General features: G+C 68.9%; 19 protein-coding genes. 4 read left to right on the top strand and 15 right to left on the bottom strand.

The annotated features are described in order from the left end of the window. Positions 1–66 precede the first annotated feature (66 nt). Positions 67–1,137, top strand: coding sequence for a substrate-binding domain-containing protein (locus AC07YZ_RS17350; RefSeq protein ID WP_494795638.1), 1,071 nt, complete (start codon positions 67–69; stop codon positions 1,135–1,137). Positions 1,138–1,168: 31 nt separating this feature from the next. Here the strand turns inward: AC07YZ_RS17350 and AC07YZ_RS17345 are convergent, their stop codons facing one another. The 15 genes from AC07YZ_RS17345 to AC07YZ_RS17275 all read right to left on the bottom strand — a co-directional run bounded on the left by AC07YZ_RS17345 (position 1,169) and on the right by AC07YZ_RS17275 (position 14,171). Continuing rightward, the gene (locus AC07YZ_RS17345; protein WP_494795637.1) at positions 1,169–1,861 is read right to left on the bottom strand and encodes a 2-hydroxychromene-2-carboxylate isomerase; all 693 of its coding nucleotides are present in this window, start codon (positions 1,859–1,861) and stop codon (positions 1,169–1,171) included. A gap of 64 nt (positions 1,862–1,925) precedes the next feature. Beyond that, entirely contained in the window at positions 1,926–2,201 is a 276-nt protein-coding gene (locus AC07YZ_RS17340) for a DUF1289 domain-containing protein (protein ID WP_494795636.1), read from the bottom strand. 5 nt (positions 2,202–2,206) lie between these two features. Beyond that, on the bottom strand, positions 2,207–2,731 hold the full coding sequence (locus AC07YZ_RS17335) for a YbaK/EbsC family protein (protein WP_494795635.1): 525 nt from the start codon (positions 2,729–2,731) through the stop codon (positions 2,207–2,209). A gap of 29 nt (positions 2,732–2,760) precedes the next feature. Further along, positions 2,761–3,423 carry a LysE family transporter gene (locus AC07YZ_RS17330; RefSeq protein WP_494795634.1) on the bottom strand — a complete coding sequence of 221 codons (663 nt, stop codon included), beginning with the start codon at positions 3,421–3,423 and terminating at the stop codon, positions 2,761–2,763. A 5-nt stretch (positions 3,424–3,428) separates the two neighbouring features. Continuing rightward, positions 3,429–4,361 carry a hydroxymethylglutaryl-CoA lyase gene (locus AC07YZ_RS17325; RefSeq protein ID WP_494795633.1) on the bottom strand — a complete coding sequence of 311 codons (933 nt, stop codon included), beginning with the start codon at positions 4,359–4,361 and terminating at the stop codon, positions 3,429–3,431. A 45-nt stretch (positions 4,362–4,406) separates the two neighbouring features. Continuing rightward, entirely contained in the window at positions 4,407–4,820 is a 414-nt protein-coding gene (locus AC07YZ_RS17320; RefSeq protein WP_226490091.1) for a hypothetical protein, read from the bottom strand. A gap of 76 nt (positions 4,821–4,896) precedes the next feature. Continuing rightward, on the bottom strand, positions 4,897–5,817 hold the full coding sequence (locus tag AC07YZ_RS17315) for a 2-hydroxyacid dehydrogenase (protein ID WP_494795632.1): 921 nt from the start codon (positions 5,815–5,817) through the stop codon (positions 4,897–4,899). Positions 5,818–5,946: 129 nt separating this feature from the next. Beyond that, positions 5,947–7,953, bottom strand: a complete 2,007-nt coding sequence (locus AC07YZ_RS17310; protein WP_494795631.1) for an acetyl/propionyl/methylcrotonyl-CoA carboxylase subunit alpha — start codon at positions 7,951–7,953, stop codon at positions 5,947–5,949. 8 nt (positions 7,954–7,961) lie between these two features. Then, positions 7,962–8,696, bottom strand: coding sequence for a DUF4126 domain-containing protein (locus AC07YZ_RS17305; protein WP_494795630.1), 735 nt, complete (start codon positions 8,694–8,696; stop codon positions 7,962–7,964). Positions 8,697–8,726: 30 nt separating this feature from the next. Further along, positions 8,727–9,515, bottom strand: coding sequence for an enoyl-CoA hydratase/isomerase family protein (locus AC07YZ_RS17300; protein WP_494795629.1), 789 nt, complete (start codon positions 9,513–9,515; stop codon positions 8,727–8,729). Then, positions 9,512–10,045 carry a DinB family protein gene (locus tag AC07YZ_RS17295; protein ID WP_494795628.1) on the bottom strand — a complete coding sequence of 178 codons (534 nt, stop codon included), beginning with the start codon at positions 10,043–10,045 and terminating at the stop codon, positions 9,512–9,514. The genes AC07YZ_RS17300 and AC07YZ_RS17295 overlap by 4 nt, the downstream gene beginning before the upstream one ends. Beyond that, entirely contained in the window at positions 10,033–10,440 is a 408-nt protein-coding gene (gene vapC / locus AC07YZ_RS17290) for a type II toxin-antitoxin system VapC family toxin (RefSeq protein ID WP_226490097.1), read from the bottom strand. Before vapC ends, AC07YZ_RS17295 begins: the two co-directional genes overlap by 13 nt. Further along, the gene (locus AC07YZ_RS17285) at positions 10,437–10,763 is read right to left on the bottom strand and encodes a type II toxin-antitoxin system VapB family antitoxin (protein ID WP_226490098.1); all 327 of its coding nucleotides are present in this window, start codon (positions 10,761–10,763) and stop codon (positions 10,437–10,439) included. Before AC07YZ_RS17285 ends, vapC begins: the two co-directional genes overlap by 4 nt. Before the next feature lie 44 nt (positions 10,764–10,807). Further along, on the bottom strand, positions 10,808–12,430 hold the full coding sequence (locus AC07YZ_RS17280; RefSeq protein WP_494795627.1) for a carboxyl transferase domain-containing protein: 1,623 nt from the start codon (positions 12,428–12,430) through the stop codon (positions 10,808–10,810). A 13-nt stretch (positions 12,431–12,443) separates the two neighbouring features. After that, positions 12,444–14,171, bottom strand: a complete 1,728-nt coding sequence (locus tag AC07YZ_RS17275) for an AMP-binding protein (protein ID WP_494795626.1) — start codon at positions 14,169–14,171, stop codon at positions 12,444–12,446. Positions 14,172–14,301: 130 nt separating this feature from the next. Here AC07YZ_RS17275 and AC07YZ_RS17270 point away from each other — a divergent pair, with 130 nt between their 5' ends. Genes AC07YZ_RS17270 through AC07YZ_RS17260 form a run of 3 tightly spaced genes read left to right on the top strand, consistent with a single transcriptional unit; the run spans position 14,302 to position 17,741 of the window. Beyond that, complete coding sequence (locus AC07YZ_RS17270) at positions 14,302–15,369, top strand: AraC family transcriptional regulator (protein ID WP_494795625.1); 1,068 nt, start codon at positions 14,302–14,304, stop codon at positions 15,367–15,369. Between the two features lie 52 nt (positions 15,370–15,421). After that, entirely contained in the window at positions 15,422–17,056 is a 1,635-nt protein-coding gene (locus AC07YZ_RS17265) for an AMP-binding protein (RefSeq protein ID WP_494795624.1), read from the top strand. Between the two features lie 16 nt (positions 17,057–17,072). Further along, entirely contained in the window at positions 17,073–17,741 is a 669-nt protein-coding gene (locus AC07YZ_RS17260) for a glutathione S-transferase family protein (protein ID WP_494795623.1), read from the top strand. Positions 17,742–18,026 lie beyond the last annotated feature (285 nt).

Genomic DNA, 18,026 nt, shown 5'->3' with positions numbered 1-18,026 from the left:
GGGGATTTAATATGTTTGAAATTTCATAAAGTCGGTCATTCCCCCACCCCACGCCCTCCTACCCGCATGCTGCGCATCACCCTCCAGCCCCAGTGGCGCATCGGCCACGAAGACGCCGCAGCGCTCGACGCCAACACACTGCTGCGCCTGCTCGCCGCCGTGCAGGACTCGGGCAGCATCTCGCAGGCCGGGCGCGACCTGGGGCTGTCGTACCGGCACGCCTGGGGCCTGGTGCGGCAGGCCGAGCAGCTGTTCGGCCAGGCGCTGCTCACCCGCGGGCGGGGCCGCGGCTCGCTGCTCACCGCGCTGGGCCAGCAGCTCATCTGGGCCGACGCCCGCATCGGCGCGCGGCTGCAACCGCTGCTGGAGTCGCTGGCCTCGGAGCTGGAGGGCGAGCTCGGGCGCGTGCAGCGCCGCGAGCGCGCGGTCCCGCGCTTGCACGCGAGCCACGGTTTTGCGGTGGCGGCGCTGCGCGAGCAACTGGCGGCGCGCCAGGTGGCAGTGGAGCTGCGCTACCGCAACAGCCTGGAAGCCGTGGCGGCGCTGGCCCAGGGCGACTGCGATCTGGCCGGTTTTCACGTGCCACTGGGCACATTCCAGGCGGCGGCCGCGCAGCGCTACCTGCACTGGCTCCGGCCCGAGACCCACCGGCTGGTGCAGCTGGCCGTGCGCACCCAGGGCCTGTTCGTGGCGCCCGGCAACCCGCTGGGCCTGAGCGGCCTGGGCGATCTCACCCGCCCGGGCCTGCGTTTCGTGAACCGGCCCGAAGGCTCGGGCACGCGGGTGCTGACCGAGCTGCTGTTGCAGCGCCAGGGCATCGCGCCGCGCCAGATCGCCGGCTACGACAACACCGAACTCACGCACGCCGCCGTCGCCGCCTTCGTGGCCAGCGGCATGGCCGACGTGGGCATCGGCGTGCAGACCGCCGCGCACCGCTTCGGCCTGCATTTCATCCCGCTGCTCAAGGAACGCTACTTTTTCGCGCTCACGGCCGGCGCGCTGGAGCGCGACGAACTCCGACCGGTGCTGGCGGTGTTGCAGTCGCCCGCGTTCCGCGCGCGGGTCGCGGCACTCAAAGGCTACGAAGCCGCCGACACCGGCCGGGTGTTGACGCTGGAAGACGCCTTCCCGGCCTGAGACTGACGGAGGGCTTGGGCCGGTGGCCCCGTCAGGTGGGGTTTCGCTGCACACCCGTCGGCAGGCGGGCCGCCGCCTCCCAGGCGCCGGAGCGGAACCAGGCGTCGCCGTCCAGGTAGGCCCGCAGCATGGGCAGGGCGTCGTGGCCCCAGAACACGCGGCCGTCCACCACCAGCGCGGGCACGCCGAACAGGCCGAGCGCGAGCGCTGCGTCGGTGTTGTCGCGCAGGCGCTGTTTCACGGGTGCGCTGTCCGGCGCGGCCCAGGGCTTCTGGCGCTGGGCCATGTGGTCCTGCAGCAGGGTCTGCAGCGCGGCCAGACGCACCGGGTCGGTGGCGTTCTGCCCGCCGCGCCAGACGTGGTGGAACAGCAACCCGGTCACGTAGCGGTTGGTCTCACCCGAGGCGTCGTCGGTGGCGGTGCACAGGCCCAGACGCAGCAGCGCCAGCGGGTTGAACGGGTGCGCGGCCGGCAACTCCAGCGGCACGCCGTGTTGCTGCGCGAGCCAGCCCACCTGGCGGTAGGTCCAGTCGCGCTTGGCCGGAATTTCGGCCGGCCCGAGCTGGCCGTGGGCCTGCAGCAGCGCGGCAAACAGCACCGGCCTGTAGCGCACCCGCACGCTCAGGCCCATGAGCGCTTCGGGCAGGCGCTCGAAAGCGAGGTAAGCATAGGGCGAGATCGGGTCGTACCAGAAGCCGATGTCGTGCAGGGTGTCGGTGCTCATGGGTTGGTCTCCACGATCAGTGCCGCCCCCTTGAGGGGGTCGCGCGCAGCGCGGCGGGGGTGCTTCATCGTGGGGCCTGGCGCGCCTCGATGCGCTCCCAGACCACCAGGCGCTGCGGGTCGTCCAGTGTGCTCCAGTCCGCGATTTCTTCCAGCGTGCGGTAGCAGCCGCTGCACAGCTGGGTGGCCGGGTCCATCTGGCAGACCGAGATGCACGGCGAGGGCACCTCGGGGTCCACGTGGCGGGCGCGCGCGTCGTCGAGGTTGATCAGCGGCCTCGGCTTGGGCGCGGGCGCTGGCGCTGGCGCCGCGCGGCGCGAAAACAGTTTCTTGAGCAGCATGGGGGTCAGGGCGTGGGCGGCGGTGCGGTCACGTCGTGCACCGGCGCGCCGGTGAGCCGCTGGAGGTCGTCCGGCGTGAGGCGGAACACGCCATGCGGATGGCCCGCCGCGGCCCAGATCACGTCGAAGCGGAACAGCTGATCGTCGATCAGGGTGACGGGCGCGGTGGCGTGTGCCAGCGGGGACACGCCACCGATGGAAAACCCGGTGCGTGCCTTGACGAAATCGGCGTCGGCGCGGCCGAGCTTGCCGCCTTCGGCGCAAACGATGGCCTGCACCTTCTTTTCGTCCACGCGCAGGTCGCCCGAGGTGATGACCAGCACGGCGGCGTCATCGCTCTTGCGGCGGAAGATGATGCTCTTGGCGATCTGGCCCAGCGCCACGCCCAGCGCGTCGGCGGCCTGTTGGGCGGTGCGCGCGGCGTCGCTCAGCATCACCGGGGCGTGGGCATGGCCCAGCGCGGCCAGCGCTTCGGTGACGCGCAGCACGCCGGCGGGCAGATCGAGGGTGTTCGGGGATTCTTCGCTCATGGTCGGCAATGGTAGCGGCCCGGGCGGGCTCAGTTGGCCGCGCGCTTGACCACCAGCAGGCTCGCCCCCATGGCCATGAGCACGCCGCCAAACACCCGGTTCTGCGCGCGGCGGGCCCGGGCCGTGGCCAGCCAGTCCTTGGCGCGCGAGGCCAGGAAGGCGTAGCCGTGCATCACCAGCACGTCCACCCCCACCGAGGTCAGCAGCAGGATCAGCAATTGCAGCCACAGGGCGCGGGTCGGGTCGATGAACTGCGGCAGCACGGCCACCATGAAGACGATGCCCTTGGGGTTGGTGACGTTGGTCATGAAGCCGATCAGCAGCCGCTCGCGGACCGAGGGCAGGCCGTTCGCATCACCCGCCGGTGCGCCGTCGGCCGCATCGGAGCCGGGCAGCTTCGCGGCACCGCTGGGCGCGCGCCACTGCTTCCAGCCCAGCCAGATCAGGTAGGCCGCGCCCAACACCTTGACGACCAGAAACGCGGTGCTGGAGGCCAGCAGCAGCGCGCCCACACCGACACCCGCGATCAGCAGGATCACCGCCAGGCCCAACTCCAGCCCCACGATGGTCGCGCCCGCGCGGCGCACGCCGTAGGCCAGGCCGTGGCTCATGGACAGCACCGCGCCCGAACCGGGCGACACCGCGATCACCCAGGACGCGGCAAAAAAAGCCAGCCAGACATTCAAATCCATGGTGCTCACCCCGCCCGCTTCGCCAGCAAGGCGCGCGCCACGCGCGAGCCGCTCGGCCGGCCCAGCTGTTCGCTGATGTACTGGCCGGCGTCCACCAGGGCGTCGAGGTCGATGCCGGTTTCGATGCCCATGCCGTGCAGCAGGTAGACCACGTCTTCCGTGGCCACGTTGCCGGTGGCGCCTTTGGCGTAGGGGCAGCCGCCCAGGCCGGCCACCGAGGCATCGAACTGCCAGATCCCCATTTCCAGCGCCGCCAGGGTGTTGGCCAGCGCCTGGCCGTAGGTGTCGTGGAAATGGCCGGAGATCTCGTCCACCGAATACACCGACAGGGCCGCGTCCAGCGCGCGCTGCACCTTCAGCGGCGTGCCCACGCCGATGGTGTCGGCCACCCCGATGTGTTGCACGCCGATGCCGCTCATCAGCGTGGCCACGTATTTCACGCTCTCCGGCGGCACGAAGCCCTGGTAGGGGCAGCCCACCGAACAGGAGATGGCGCCGCGCACGAAGATGCCGGCGGCGCGGGCCGCGTCCACCACCGGGGCGAAGCGTTCGATGCTCTCGGCGATGGAGCAGTTGATGTTCTTCCGGCTGAAGGCTTCACTGGCCGCGCCGAACACCACGATCTCGTCGGGCTGGTCGCGCAGCGCCGCCTCGAAGCCCTTGAGGTTGGGCGTGAGCACCGAGTAGCGCACCCCGGGCAGGCGCTGGATGCCTGACATGACCTCGTGGTTGTCGGCCATCTGCGGCACCCACTTCGGGCTCACGTAGCTGGTGACCTCGATCTCTTTGAGGCCTGCGGCCTGCAGGCGGTGCACCAGCTCGATCTTGACCGCCGCCGGCACCGGCTGCTTTTCGTTCTGCAGACCGTCGCGCGGCCCCACGTCCACGAGCTTGACCCGCGAGGGCATGATGGAAGGGAAGTGGATCGGGGTCTGCATGGTGGTCTGAATCCGGGTGGTGTGTTGGTGGGTGGCCGGCGCCGGTCAGCCCGGCGCCACACTGGCGCGCAGGTCGGCCGTGTCGGGTGGGAGTGTTCTGAGGTCAAAAAATCCGATCAGTTCCGGATGCCCCTCGCCCCGGCACCGGAGCAGCAGGGCTTTTCTGTCCCTCGCCCTGGCGGCAGCGACGCCATCGCCGGCGGCGTTGGCCGCCAGCAGCTCGGTCTGGGCGCGGGCCACGAAGGTTTCCAGCCGGCCCTCCAGAGACAGGGTGGCCCGCTCGAACAGATCAAAGCGCTGTCGCTTGTTCATGGTCGGCGCGAGTTCGATCGCGTTCAGGGCCTGCTGCAACTCCGCGATGAGCGAAGGATGGTCCTTCAGTGCGTCCCGCAGCACCTGGGGCACGGGCGGGCGGCGCACGGCGGGCGGGCACACCCCGCCCAAGGGTTCTTTGAACATGTTGTCCTCCTGAGACTTCTTGTACGAACACGAATGCAAAGCCTTGCTATTGTGCAGTCTCGGTCTCAGGGCGGACTCAATATCCCCGCGCCGTGTCCACCACCCCGGCCACCGGCTCACCGCGCTCCAGCGCCGCGATCTTGCGGGCGATCTGCGCGATGCTCTCGTCGCGCAGGGTGCGCGCCGAGGTGTGTGGCGTGACGGTGATCTTCGGGTGGGTCCAGAACGGATGCCCCGCCGGCAGCGGCTCGGTGCGGAACACGTCGAGCGTGGCGCCGGCCATGTGGCCGCTCTCCAGCAGGGCGAGCAGGTCGGCCTCGACCAGGTGCGCGCCGCGCGCCACGTTGATCAGGTAGGCATCGGGTTGGAGGCGTCCGAGCGTGTCGCGGTTCAGGATGTCCTGCGTCTCGTGCGTGAGCGGCAGCAGGTTCACCAGCACGCGGCAGGACGACAGGAAGGTCTGGAACCCGACCTCGCCGCTGTGCGTGAGCACACCCTCGACGGCCTTGGGCGTGCGGCTCCAGCCGTGCACCGGGAACTCGAACACCCGCAGCGCCTTGGCCACGCGCTCACCGAGCACACCCAGGCCCATCACGCCGACCGGGAAGTCCTGGCGATGGCGCGGCTTGCGGTACGACCACTGGCCCGCTTTCACGTCGGCCTCGTAGGCGTCGAACTCGCGGAAGTGGCGGATCACCGCGTGGCACACGTATTCGGCCATCTGCACCGACATGCCGGCGTCGTCCAGCCGAACCACCTTCACGCCCGGTGGCAACCGCAGCTTGAGCAGCGCGTCCACGCCGGCGCCGATGTTGAACAGGCCCTTGAGCGCCTGCTGTTCGTCCAGGAACTGCTGCGGTGGCGCCCAGACCACGGCGTGGTCGGCCTGCGGTGCGCCGGGTTGCCAGACCTCGACGGTGGCGCCCGGCAGCGCCGCGCGCAGGCCTTCGAGCCAGGGTTCGGCCTTGGTGTCGGTGCAGCAGAAAGTGATGTTCATGCGGCGAGCTTATGGCAAGACGAATAGCCCGTGGACGGAGAGGCCCGTTGGCGCCGAGGGCTTCGACAGGCTCAGCCCGAACGGAGGTTGGAGATCCCCGCGGCCGGGACATCCCGGCCAGAGGAGCCGTCAGGCCGTGGCGATCTTCAGCAGCTCCGCGCCTTCGGCCACCTGATCGCCCGGCGCGTACAGCAGCTCGGCCACGGTGCCGTCGGCCGGCGCGGCGATGGTGTGCTCCATCTTCATGGCCTCCATCACCGCCAGCGGCTGGCCCTTCTTGACCACGTCGCCGGCCTTCACGGCAAACGACACCACCTTGCCCGGCATGGGCGCGGTCAGGCGCCCGCCGTCGTGCGCGGCTTCGCCGGCGTGGGCCAGTGCATCGAGTTCGATGATCTGCGTGGCGCCCAGGGCGCAGAAGACGTGCACGACCTCTTCGCGCTGCCAGGTCTGCACCGTCTGGCGCTGGCCCATGAAGCGCAGGTCCATCAGCGTGCCGTTGGGCGCTGGCAAGGCGTCGAACGTCAGCAAGCCGCTGACCTCAGCAAAAGCCAACTGAAGCGCGCCATCGTGCAGGTAGGTCAGGTTGGCCTGCATCGCCTCGCCCTGGTATTCAAAGTCGAAGCGGCGCACGGTCAGGCCGTGCGGGCGCCAGCCGTCGCGGCGCGAGAACGGGTCTTTGCCTTCGCTCGCGCGCTCGGCCAGCAGGGTCTGCGCCACGGCGGCGGCCACGGCCAGATTCAGACCCACCTTGTCCTGGTTGAACAGCACACCCGCTTCGCGCGGGATCAGCGCCGTGTCCAGATTCGCCTGCGCGAACGAGGGGCTGGCGACCACGTGGCGCAGGAACTGCACGTTGGTGGACAGGCCGACGATGCGGGTTTCGGCCAGCGCGGCGTCGAGCCGGGCCAGTGCTTCGGCGCGGGTGCGGCCGTGCACGATCAGCTTGGCGACCATGGAGTCGTAGAAGGGGCTGATGGCGTCGCCTTCGCGCACGCCGTCGTCGATGCGCACCGAACCGCGGGTGAAACCGGTGCAGGCGGGCTTGCGGTAGACGTCGAGCCGGCCGGTGGCGGGCAGGAACTGGTTGTCCGGCGTTTCGGCGCAGATGCGGGCTTCGATGGCGTGGCCCTGGATGTGCAGGTCTTCCTGCTTCAGCGGCAAGGGCTCGCCGCTGGCCACGCGCAATTGCCATTCGACCAGATCAAGCCCCGTGATCGCTTCGGTCACCGGGTGCTCGACCTGCAGGCGCGTGTTCATCTCCATGAAATAGAAGCGCATGCCGCCTTCGGGCGGCTGCTCCACGATGAACTCCACCGTGCCGGCGCCCACGTAGTTCACGGCGCGCGCCGCAGCCACGGCGGCCAGACCCATCTGCTGGCGCAGCTCGGGCGTCATGCCCGGCGCGGGCGCTTCTTCCAGCACCTTCTGGTGGCGCCGCTGCACCGAGCAGTCGCGCTCGAACAGGTAGACGCAGTTGCCGTGCGTGTCGCCGAACACCTGGATCTCGATGTGGCGCGGGCGCTGGGCGTATTTCTCCACCAGCACGGCGTCGCTGCCGAAGCTGTTGATGGCCTCACGCTTGCACGAAGCGAGCGCAGCGGCGAAGTCTTCAGATTTCTCCACCGCACGCATGCCCTTGCCGCCGCCGCCCGCGCTGGCCTTGATCAGCACCGGGTAACCGATGCGGTCGGCCTCGTGCTTGAGCATGGCCGGGTCCTGGTCGGCGCCGTGGTAACCCGGCACCAGCGGCACGCCGGCACTTTCCATCAGGCGCTTGGACTCGGCCTTCAGCCCCATGGCCTGGATCGCGCTCGCGGGCGGGCCGATGAACACCAGCCCGGCTTCGGCACAGGCGTTGGCGAAGGCTTCGTTTTCGCTCAGAAAACCATAGCCTGGGTGGATGGCCTGCGCGCCGGTGGCCTTGGCCGCGTCGAGGATGCGCTGCCACTGCAGGTAGCTGTCTTTCGGCGCGCTGCCACCGATGTGCACCGCCTCGTCGCAGGCGGCCACGTGTTTGGCGCTGGCGTCGGCGTCGGAGTACACGGCCACGGTGCGCACGCCCATGCGGCGGGCGGTGGCGGCGACGCGGCAGGCGATCTCGCCTCTATTCGCAATCAGGATTTTGGTGAACATTCGGGGCCTCAGGCGTTGGCAGAAGAAAACAGGGACTGCGCCCGGCGGAACACCGCGCGCAGGAACTTGAACAGCATCCAGGTGACGATCCACATCAGCACCACGGCGATGACCAGCAGCACGCCGAACACCAGCGGGTGGTTGGTGGCCAGCCAGACCGCGCCGACCACCAGGCCGTCTTCGACCAGGCTCATGGCGATGTTGGAGAACGGCTCGGGCGAGGTGTTGATGGCCGCGCGCGTGGTGGTCTTGGCGGCCTGGCTGCTGGCCGCGAGCGTGCCGCCGAGCAGCGCGCCCACCAGGGCCATGGTGCTGCCGTCAGCGCCCAGCGCCCCCGCCGCCAGCGCGGCGCCGGCGGGGATGCGGATCACGCTGTTGACCATGTCCCACAGCGAGTCGAGCCCCGGGATCTTGTCGGCAAAAAACTCCACGAACAGCAGCGCGCCGCTGGTGATGAGCATGGCCGGGTGCTGCAGCACCTGCAGGCCTTCGGGCAACGGCATCCAGCCCAGAGCGCCCGACGCACCCACCAGGAACACCACCGCGTAAAGCCGGAAGCCACTGACCCAGCCCAGCGCCGCGGCCAGCGCCAGCAGGCTGGGCATGTCGAGCTGGCTGGCGGCGGCGCTCACGCCGTCGATCACCTGGCCCCCCATCTGCACGCCCACGTCGGCCGCGCCGTCGCCCACCTGGGCGCCCCAGGACCGGAGCCACGCCACGAACGAAGTCCAGATCGATGCCATGCCGGGTGCTGTGGGTGTGGAAGGGGCCGCTCAGCCCGCCAGCCAGGCCGGCTTGCGTTTCTGCAAAAAGGACTGCACGCCTTCGCGACCTTGTTCGCTCGCGCGGATGTCGGCAATGCCCTGCACCGTGGCGGCGATCAAGCCGGCGTCGATGGCGCGCTCGGCCACGTCCTGCACCAGCCGCTTGCAGGCTTTCACCGCCGCCGGGCTGGCGCTCACCAGCGCCTGGGCCAGCTCGTTGACCTTGGCGTCCAGCGCATCGGCATTGCTCACCAGCTCGTGCACGAAGCCGATGCGGTGTGCCTCTTCGGCGGAGAAGCGCTCGGCCGTGAGGAAATAGCGGTGCGAAGCCCGCGCGCCCATGGCGCGGATCACGTAGGGGCTGATGGTCGCGGGGATCAGGCCGAGCTTCACTTCGCTCAAGCAGTAGGTGGCGCTGTCCACGCTCACGGCCATGTCGCAGACCGCGACCAGCCCCATGCCACCGGCGAACACGTCGCCCTGCACGGCGGCGATGGTGGGTTTGGGGCACTCGTAGATGGATTTGAGCGTGGCCGCGAGCTGGCCGGCATCGGCCACGTTTTCGTCGCGCGTGTAGTCGGCCATGCGGCGCATCCAGTTCAGGTCGGCCCCGGCGCAGAAGGCCGGTCCCACGGCGGCCAGCACGACGGCGCGCACGTCGTCGCGCGCGCCCACGGCTTCAAACGCGGCCTTGAGTTCCTGGATCACAGCGTCGTTGAAAGCGTTGCGCAGCTCGGGACGGCTGAGCGTGATGCGGGCGATGCGGTCTTGCACCGCGACGGTCAGGGCTTGGCTCATGCGGCTTTCTCCCGGGCAGCTTCTTCGTGCAGGCAGTAAGCGAAATCCAGCTCCGGGCAGGGCTGGCCGAGCGCGGTGAGCGCGGCCGTGATCTGGCCGCGGTGGTGCGTGCCATGGTTGAACACGTGCGCCAGCGTGGCGGCGAACGGCAGCGAGACGGGCACGCCCTTGGTGGTGGTGTAGTCCAGCGTGCCGTCGAAGCGCTCCGCCGGCCAACTGGCGATCAGCGGCGCCCAGCGAGCCGCGCCGTCGCGCAGGGCCTGGGTCAGGCGTGCGCGGTCGGGCTCCACCTCGGCGTCCAGTTGGACCACGGGGGAGGCGCCGTGGGCAAAACGCTGGAACCACAGCGCGTGTTCACCCACCAGCAGGTGGTTGAGCGTGCCGTGGATGCTTTTGAAGAACAGGCCCACGTCCTTGCGGTAGTCGGCGTCGGACAGCGGCGCCACCGCGTCGAGCAGGCGCGCGGTGGCCCAGACGTTGTAACGGGCCAGTCGGGCAAAGTGGGTGTGCCACGGATTCAGTTCGGCCATGTCTCAAGTCCTCCCAGCGTTTTGAGCGATTCAAAATCGGCGTCGCGGTGCAGCAGCATGTGACCGTGGGTGATGCAGTAGCTGGCGAGCAGCACGTCGATGGGGCTGCGCACGGTGCGGCCTGATTTGCGCAGTCGCTGGTACAGCGTGGCGGCCTGCAGGGCGTTGTCCAATCCGCCGATCTCCACCACCTCCAGCGCCAGCAACAGATCGCGCGCCCGGGCCTGCGCGGCGGCGGTGGAGAAACCGCGCACCACCTCGAACACCACCAGATCGGCCACACCAATGTCTGGCGGGCCGTCCTTGCCCGACAGCCATCGCCTGAGCTGTTCGGTCTGTGGGTTGTTGGTGCCTCGAAAGTGATCGATGAGCACGCTGGAGTCCACCAGGATCATGCTGCCTTGCTCCGTTTGCCGGGCTTGGCGCGCGTCTCGGTGGCTCGGGCTTGTCTGGCCTTGGCTGCGGGCTTGACCACGTAGCTCGCAGCAGGCTCCTGCACGGTGGCCTCAAGCAGTTCCTCTTCTTCACGCGCTTTCGCCCAGGCTTCGTCGGAATCGTCCCAGAACAGGGTGCCGCGTGCTGCCAGCAAAGCCGCGTAAGCCTTTTTCCGTTTGAGCAGACGCAAGCCCTCTTCGACCGCTTCTTTCTTGGTCTTGAAATCACCGCTGGCCATGACATCCGCCATGAGTTTGTCGTCAATCACGATGTTGGTCCGCACGGGAAACCTCCTTCAATGTGTATGAAATACAAAAATCATACACATCACATGCGGAAAAGTCCAAACTTCGTCTCGGGGATCGGCGCGTTCAGCGAAGCGCTCAGGCCCAGGGCCAGCACGCGGCGCGTGTCGGCCGGGTCGATCACACCGTCGTCCCACAGGCGCGCGGTGGCGTAGTAGGGGTGGCCCTGCACCTCGTACTGCTCCTTGATCGGCGCCTTGAACGCGGCTTCTTCTTCCGCGCTCCAGCTGCCGCCCTTCGCCTCGATGCCGTCGCGCTTGACGGTGGCCAGCACGCTCGCGGCCTGCTCGCCGCCCATCACGCTGATGCGCGCGTTCGGCCACATCCAGAGGAAGCGCGGGCTGTAGGCGCGGCCGCACATGCCGTAGTTGCCGGCGCCAAAGCTGCCGCCGATGATGACGGTGAACTTGGGCACCGCAGCCGTGGCCACGGCGGTCACCATCTTGGCGCCGTTGCGCGCGATGCCTTCGTTCTCGTACTTGCGGCCGACCATGAAGCCGGTGATGTTCTGCAGGAAGACCAGCGGCGTCTTGCGCTGGCAGCAGAGTTCGATGAAGTGCGCACCCTTGAGCGCCGACTCGCTGAACAGGATGCCGTTGTTGGCGATGATGCCGACCGGCATGCCTTCGATGCGCGCGAAGCCGCAGACCAGCGTCGTGCCGAAGCGCGACTTGAACTCGTCGAAGTCCGAGCCATCGACGATGCGGGCGATGATCTCGCGCACGTCAAACGGCTTGCGCGTGTCGGTGGGGATCACGCCGTACAGCTCTTCGGCCGGGTACAGCGGCGCCACCGGGTCGATGGTGGTGATGGGCGGGACCTTGCGGGCGTTGAGGTTCTTCACCGCCTGGCGCGCCAGCGCGAGCGCGTGCAGGTCGTTCTGCGCCAGGTGGTCGGCCACGCCCGAGAGGCGCGTGTGCACGTCGCCACCGCCCAGGTCCTCGGCGCTCACCACCTCGCCCGTAGCGGCCTTCACCAGCGGCGGGCCACCCAGAAAAATCGTGCCCTGGTTCTTGACGATGATGGTTTCGTCGCTCATGGCCGGCACGTAGGCGCCGCCCGCCGTGCACGAGCCCATGACCACCGCGATCTGCGCGATGCCCTGCGCGCTCATGTTGGCCTGGTTGAAGAAGATGCGGCCGAAATGGTCGCGGTCGGGGAAGACCTCGTCCTGGTTCGGCAGGTTGGCGCCGCCCGAGTCCACCAGGTAGATGCAAGGCAGGTTGTTCTGCTGCGCCACTTCCTGCGCGCGCAGGTGCTTCTTGACGGTGAGCGGGTAGTAGGTGCCGCCCTTCACGGTGGCGTCGTTGCAGACGATCATGCAATCCACACCGCTCACTCGGCCGATGCCCGCGATGACCCCGGCGCAGGGCGCGCTGTCGCTGCCGTCGCGGTCGGGGTACATGCCCATCGCGGCCAGCGGGCTCAGCTCCAGGAAGGGCGTTCCCGGGTCGAGCAGCATCTGCACGCGGTCGCGTGGCAGCAGCTTGCCGCGCGCGGTGTGTTTGGCGCGTGCCGCGTCGCCACCGCCGAGCGTGGCTTTTTCCACCTGCCCCTTGAGGTCTTCCACCACCGCGCGCATGGCGGCGGCGTTGGCCTGGAAGTCGGCGGAGCGGGCGTTGAGTTTCGTGTCGAGTGCGGGCATGGGGTTCTCTCGGTCAGGCTGTTTTGGCTTCGGCCAGCCCCAGCTGGTCCTTCATGGCATCGCGGATCTTGAACTTCTGGATCTTGCCGGTCACGGTCATGGGGAAGGCGTCCACAAAGCGGATGTAGCGCGGCACCTTGTAGTGGGCGATCTGGCCCTTGCAGAAGGCGCGCACCGTGTCTTCGTCCAGCGCCTGGCCGGGCTTGACGATGACCCAGGCGCACAACTCTTCGCCGTACTTCGCATCGGGCACGCCCACCACCTGCACGTCCTGCACGGCGGGGTGGCGGTAGAGGAATTCTTCGATCTCGCGCGGGTAGATGTTCTCGCCGCCGCGGATCACCATGTCCTTGATGCGGCCGACGATGTTGACGTAACCCTCGGCGTCCATGGTGGCCAGGTCGCCGGTGTGCATCCAGCCCTCGGCGTCGATGGCCTCGGCGGTCTTGGCCGGGTCGTCCCAGTAGCCGTGCATGACCGAGTAGCCGCGCGTGCACAGCTCGCCCGACTGGCCGGGCGCCACCACCTCGCCACTGTCGGGGTGGACGATCTTCACTTCCAGGTGCGGCTGCACCTGGCCCACGGTGGACACGCGCCGGTCCAGCGGCGTGTCGGTGCTGCTCTGGCAACTCACCGGGCTGGTTTCGGTCATGCCGTAGGCGATGGTGATTTCAGACAGGTGCATGTCGCTCACCACGCGCTGCATCACGGCGGTGGGGCACGGTGAACCGGCCATGATGCCGGTTCGGAGGGTGGACAGGTCGAATTCCTTGAAGCGCGGGTGGTCCAGCTCGGCGATGAACATGGTGGGCACGCCGTGCAGCCCGGTGCAGCGTTCGTCCTGCACCGTCTGCAGCACGGTCAGCGGGTCGAAGCCGTCGTTCGGGTAGACCACGGTGGCGCCGTGCGTGAAGCAGGCCAGGTTGCCCAGCACCATGCCGAAGCAGTGGTACAGAGGCACGGGGATGCACAGGCGGTCGGCCTTTGTCAACTTCATGCACTCGCCGATGAAGAAACCGTTGTTCAGGATGTTGCGGTGCGTCAGCGTGGCGCCCTTGGGAAAGCCCGTGGTGCCGCTGGTGAACTGGATGTTGATCGGGTCGCTCGCCTGGAGCGTGGCCGCCACCTGCGCCACGCGCGGGTCGGTGGCGTCGCCCTGGGCGAGCAGCGCCGAGAAGCGCAGCAGGCCCGCCTCATCCATGCCCTGCCCCGGCTCGTCGATCCAGACCACGGTCTTCAGGTGCGGCAGTTGCTGCGCTTCGAGCGCGCCCGGCTGGCCGTGCGCCCACTCCGGTGCCAGCTCGCGCAGCATGCCCAGGTAGTCGCTGGTCTTGAAGCGCGCCATGGTGACGAGCAGCTTGCAACCCACCTTGTTGAGCGCGTATTCCACTTCAGACGTGCGGTAGGCCGGGTTGATGTTCACCAGCACCAGGCCCACCTGCGCCGTGGCCAGCTGCATCAGCACCCACTCGGCGTTGTTGTGCGACCAGATGCCCACGCGGTCGCCCGGCTGCAGGCCCTGCGCCAGCAACGCGCTGGCCAGGCGGTGCGCGTCGGCCTGCAGCGCACGGTAGCTGTAGCGCCGCCCCTGGTGCACGCTCACCAGCGCCTCGTGCTCGGGCTGGCGCGCCACCATGGCGTCAAAAAACGCGCCGATGGTCTGTTCGATCAGCGGCACGTCGGTCGCGCCACGCGCCAGGCTTTGCGCCAGCGGTGCGGCGGTGGAAAGGGCTGCGCTCATGGGTGTGTCTCCTCCGAAGGCGGTCGCCCGGATCGGACCGGGCCTGAAAGCGCAAGCATAGAAGCTCGGGCCGTGCACCGGTTGCCAGAATGGTTGCAAATCGTGCCGCAACTAAGGCACACTGACCGCCATGCCAAGCCCCAACCCGACACCCCTGGCCCCACGCAGTGAGCTGCGCACGGCACGCGCCGCAACGCCCATGGCCTTTGTGCGGGCCATCGTGCGGGCGTACCGGCTCCGCGGCATGGACCCGGCGCCCGCGCTGGCGCAGGCACAGATCGCGCCAGCCCTTTTGCAGCAACGGGTGGGCCACATCACCGCCGCGCAAATGGAGGCCGTGTCGGGCGCGGCCATGCGCGAACTGGACGACGAAGCCCTGGGCTGGTTTGCCCGGCCCCTGCCCTGGGGCAGCTACGGCATGCTCGCGCGCGCCTCGCTCTCGGCCCCCACGCTGGGCGCCGCGCTCAAGCGCTGGTGCCGCCACCACGGCCTGCTCACCCCCGACGTCACGCTCGCCGTGACCACCAGCGGCGACGTGGCCAGCATCGGCCTCACCGAACACCGCCCGCCCGGTGGCGACGGCAGCCTGCGCGAGTTCTGTTTCGTCTCGGTGCTGCGCAACAGCCTGGGCCTGGCCTGCTGGTTCGTGGACTCGCGCATCCCGCTGCTGGGCGCGAGCTTTCCGTTTGCCGCGCCACCGCACGCCGAGGCCTACCGCGTGCTGTTCGACGGCCCGACGGTGTTTGACGCACCCGAGGCCGCCATCCGCTTCGACGCGCGCTACCTCGCCCTGCCCGTCAAGCGCGACGAAGCCGCCATGAACCAGATGCTGCAGCGTGCCCTGCCGATCCAGGTGCGCCCCTACCGGCGCGACCGCCTGCTGGTGCAGCGCGTGCGCCAAGTGCTGATGACCCAGCCGCTGGACGCGCACAACGCCAGCGACCTCGCCGCCCTGCTCAACACCTCGGCGCGCACGTTGCACCGGCAACTGAAAGACGAGGGCGCCACGCTGCAGGCGTTGAAAGACGAGGTGCGCCGCGACCGCGCGCTCGACCTGCTGCAGCGCACCACCCGCCCCATCAAACAGGTGGCCGAAGCGGCCGGGTTTCAGAACGAGAAGAGCTTCATCCGCGCGTTCAAGGGCTGGACGGGGGTGGCGCCGGGGGATTTTCGGAGCCGGACCCCACCCTTGGCCTGATCTGCAACCCCGATGGCGCAGCCATGACCACCACCCTGTCTAGACTGCCCACATGATCGCCATCGACGACGACACCACCATCGGCCAGGCCTTCTTCGAGGCCTGCGACCGCTACGCCGGCCACAGCCTGCTGGCCGTGCCCGCCAACGCCGCCCGCAGCTACGACCCCGCCGGTCGCGACATCAGCTACAGCGACGCGGCCACCGAAGTGCGCACGCTGATGGCCATGTACCGGTCGGCCGGTTACGGCCTGGGCCACCGCGTGGGCCTGTTCCTGGAAAGCCGGCCCGAGCACCTGCTGCACAAGCTCGCGCTCAACGCGCTGGGCGTGTGCGTGGTGCCGATCAACCCGGACCACCGGCCGCGCGAACTGGCCTATGTGGTGGACCACGCGCGGCTGGACCTGATGGTGGCGCTGACCGCGCGGGCCGACGCGGTGCGCGAGGCGCTGGCCCTCGCTCGCCACCAGCCCGCCGTGGCGTGGCTGGAGAAGCTGGACACCCAGCAGGCCCTGCCACCACCGCCCGCCACGGCCCAGCCCGGCGAACCGGTGGGCGACACGCCCGCCAGCATCCTCTACACCTCGGGCACCACCGGCCAGCCCAAGGGCTGCGTGCTCTCGCACACCTACGAGCTGGCCGCCGGCCACTGGTACGCCACCCAGGGCGGCCTGGGGGCGGTGCGCGAAGGCGTTGAGCGCCTCTACAACCCGCTGCCGCTGTTCCATGTGAACGCGTCCATCCTGTCGTTCTACTGCATGCTGCTCAGCGGCGGCTGCCAGGTGCAGACCGACCGTTTCCAGCCCGGCCGCTGGTGGACCGAGGTGGTCGAGAGCCGCGCCACCATCGTGCACTACCTCGGCGTGGTGGTGCCCATGCTGCTCAACCAGCCGGTGAGCGATCTGGAGCGCGCGCACCAAGTGCGCTTTGGCTACGGCGCCGGCGTCGAGCCCCAGCTGCACGCGGCGTTCGAGGCGCGCTATGGCTTCCCGCTGCTCGAACTCTGGGGCATGACCGAAATGGTGCGGCCCCTGTGCGACTGCCACGAACCCCGGCAGGTCGGCACGCGGGCCTTCGGCCGCGCACGCCCGGGCCTGGACGCCTGCGTGATGGACGAGGCCGGCCAGGTGCTGCCCGACGGCACGCCGGGCGAGCTGGTGGTCCGCCACTCCGAAGCCACGCCCCGGCGGCACTTCTTCAGCGGCTACCTCGACAACCCGCAGGCCACCGCCGAGGCCTGGCGCGGCGGCTGGTTCCACACCGGCGACATCGTGAGCCGGGGCGAAGACGGCATGTTCCATTTCGTGGACCGCCGCAAAAACATCATCCGCCGCTCGGGCGAGAACATCGCTGCCGCCGAGGTCGAGGCCCTGCTGCTCACCCACCCCTGGGTCGCCAACGTGGCGGTCATGGCCCTGCCCGACGAGGTGCGCGAAGAAGAGGTGCTGGCCTGCGTGGTGCTGAAAGACCGGGCCGGCCACGAAACGGCGGAGACGGCGCGCACGCTATTTCACTTCTGCCACCAGCAACTGGCCTACTACAAGGCGCCCGGTTGGCTCTGGTTTGCGGCCGAGATCCCCACCACCGGCACCCAGAAGATCCTGAAGCACCGCATCTTTGCCGAAGGCACCGACCCACGCACCCTGCCCGGCATGCACGACTTGCGGCCGTTCAAGAAGCGCCACTGAACCCGAAACCCGCCCCATGATCGTTCTGCACCACTGCGTCAGCGCCCGGTCTTTGCGTCCCCTGTGGATGCTGGAAGAGCTGGGCCTGCCCTACGAGCTGCGCATGCTGCCCTTCCCGCCGCGCGTGCACGCCCGGCCCTACCTGGACCTGAACCCGCTGGGCACCGTGCCTCTGCTGGAAGACGGTGGCACCCGCATGACCGAGTCGGCCGCGATGTGCCAGTACCTCGCCGCGCGCCACAGCCCGCGCGTGCTGGACGTGCCCGTCGACGATCCAGCCTATGGCAACTACCTGAACTGGCTGCACATGAGCGACGCCACGCTCACCTTCCCGCAGACGCTGGTGCTGCGCTACACCCACTTCGAACCGGCCGAGCGCCTGCAACCCCAGGTGGCCACCGACTACGCGCGCTGGTTCCTGGCCCGGCTGCGCGCGGTGGACGCCGCCCTGCAGCACAACGAGCACCTGTGCGCCGGCCGCTTTACGGCCGCCGACGTGGCCGTGGGCTACGCGCTGGTGCTGGCGCAGCACCTCGGCCTGGACGCCCAGTTCCCGCCGGCGGTGGCGGCCTACTGGCAACGGCTGCAGGAACGCCCCGCTTTCCAGCGCGCCCTGCGCGTGGAACGCGATGCGGCCCTGGCCCAGCGGGTGGACCCCACGCCTTCTCCTGACTTGCGGTTTTGAGGTTTCGGCACACTGGGATCAACCCAGTCGAAGGCTCACAGTGCGGTCGGGGTTCAGGATCAGAAGAGCTTCATCCGCGCGTTCAAAGTCTGACCGGGTAACGCCGGGGGAGGGGTGAGGGACAGCTTGCGACCAATTGTGTTGAAAAACTCCGCTGAGGCCTGTTTCTGGCCCATGGTTTGCATGCGCTTCGTCATCGACGGAGGTACACACCATGATGGGTCAGACGGCTTCGCAGGATCAGCTCTTCTACGCTTTCAACCTCACTGATCACGTTCCGCGCGA

The sequence above is a fragment of the Hydrogenophaga sp. GW101-3F08 genome (genome assembly GCF_059424585.1).
Note: the sequence above shows the minus strand (reverse complement) of the source record. Positions and strands in the feature narration are given on the sequence as shown.